Here is a 2,006-nt window from a genome sequence, read left to right on the forward strand (position 1 = left end):
CCGTACCGACGCAGCGACACCGTCAGCTTGCTGGATCCGCACCGTCAGTGGATGGCCAGTCGTGCACCGGAGGTCAACTACTCGGCGCGCATCCTCTGGCAGGAGCTGCGTGCGCACAGAGGCTTTGCCGGCAGCTACGTCATCGTGCGCCGCGCGGTCGCGCCACTGCGCCTGGCTGCCACCGTGGCGTCGCTGACGCAGCGCCGCTTCGAGACCGGCCCTGGTGAGCAGGCCCAGTGCGACTGGGGGCAGGCCACCGTGCCGCTTGGGGGCGTGCGCACGGCCGTGCATGTCTTCGTGATGACGCTGGGCTACAGCCGGCGTGGCTTCGCGCAGGGCTTCCTTGGGGAGCGCATGCCCGACCTGCTGGCAGCACACGAGGCGGCGTTCGAACACTTCGGCGGGCGCTGCGAGTTCCTGCTGTACGACCGCATGCGCACGGTCGTTTTGGGAACGCGCGCGGGCAGGCCGCGGCTGAACCCCACCTTCGCTGCCTTCGCCTCGCACTGGGGCTTCACGCCCCGGCTGTGCCAGCCCTACCGAGCCCAGACCAAGGGCAAGGTCGAGTCCGGGGTGAAGTACATCAAGCGCAACTTCGTGCCCGGCCGTACCTTCCGCGATCTGGAGGACTTCAACGACCAACTGCGCGCCTGGCAGGCCGATGTGGCCGACCTGCGCGATCACGGCACCACGCATCAGCGCCCGATCGAGCGCTTCGCCCAGGAGGCCAGCAGCCTCGTGCCGACCGTGGGTCATCCCGGCTTCCTGCAGGCGATGGTGCGTGACCGGGTGGTGGCCGATGACTGGCTGGTGGCCATCGACGCCAACCGCTACTCCGTGCCGTTCGGCCTCATCGGCAAGACGGTGCAGGTGGTGCGCCAGGGAGGTTGCTGGGTCATTCGGTATCGGGGCGCCGTAGTCGCCGAGCACCCGGTGCTTGCCGGGCGCGGTCAACTCAGCGTCCAGCCTGAACACGGCCCTGGTGCCGTCACGCGCAACGCCCGGCAGCGCTATGCCTCACCCCGGGAAGCGCCTGCGCTCGAGCCTGCTGGCGATGTCGAGGTGCGAGATCTGGCCATCTACGAGAGGCTCTTCGATATCGAGCCGGTGGAGGTGGCCGCATGAGCAGGAGCAAGACCACCGCCAGCGCCACCGCTGCCGCGGCGGCCATGACCACGCCCGCGCAACTTGAGCGACTGGGCGAGCACCTTCGCAAGCTGCGCCTGCTCAAGAGCAGTGAGAGGCTGGAGGCGATGCTGCAGCACGCAGCGGCGCACGAGCTGCCCTACGCGGAGTTCCTCGAGCAGGTGCTCGGCGAAGAGGTGGCCGCCAAGATGAGTAAGAACATCGCGATGCGCACCGCCATGGCGCGCTTCCCCTTCGTCAAGCCACTGGAGACCTTCGACTTCGACTACCAGCCCTCCATCGACCGCAAGCAGCTCCACAGCCTGGCCAGCGGTCACTTCATCGAGCACGGCGACAACGTCATCGTGCTCGGGCCGCCCGGAGTCGGTAAGACGCATCTGGCTGTCAGCCTCGGACTCAAGGCCATCGAGGCTGGCTATCGGGTGCTGTTCACCACCGCTGCGGCGCTCATCGAGAAGCTCACCAAGGCCCACGCCGAGGGGCGACTGGAGGACAAGCTGAAGATCTACACCGCTCCGCGGCTGCTCATCGTCGACGAGATCGGCTACCTGCCCATCGACAGGCAAGGCGCGAACCTGTTCTTCCAGCTCATCAGCCGGCGCTACGAGCGCGGGCCGATGATCCTGACCAGCAACCAGAGCTTCGGCGCATGGGGCGAGGTCTTCGGCGACCGCGTCATCGCCACCGCCATCCTCGACAGGCTGCTGCATCACGCCGTGACGATGAACATCCGCGGCAACTCGTACCGCCTGAAGGACAAGCTCAAGGCCGGGCTCGTCCGCTCACACGACGACAACTCTTCTCAACCGGGTGGGGAAATTTGAACGACCACACTGGGGAAAATTCGGCGACCCTTGACA

General features: G+C 67.0%; 2 protein-coding genes. Both read left to right on the forward strand.

The genetic code is table 11. The features are described from left to right. Positions 1-1,125: IS21 family transposase (istA, locus tag ACOVRJ_RS08165; RefSeq protein WP_422043390.1), on the forward strand; the 1,125-nt coding region annotated here is incomplete at its 5' end. Between the two features lie 44 nt (positions 1,126-1,169). Further along, a complete protein-coding gene (istB, locus tag ACOVRJ_RS08170; RefSeq protein WP_422043391.1) occupies positions 1,170-1,970 on the forward strand; it encodes an IS21-like element helper ATPase IstB in 801 nt (266 codons plus the stop codon). Positions 1,971-2,006 lie beyond the last annotated feature (36 nt).

It is taken from the genome of Roseateles sp. (genome assembly GCF_049240545.1).
Classification (GTDB): domain Bacteria; phylum Pseudomonadota; class Gammaproteobacteria; order Burkholderiales; family Burkholderiaceae_C; genus Paucibacter_A.

Coding starts and splice junctions, on each gene's coding strand:
- istB (WP_422043391.1), top strand. CDS start 1,170: ATGACCACGCCCGCGCAACTTGAGCGACTGGGCGAGCACCTTCGCAAG.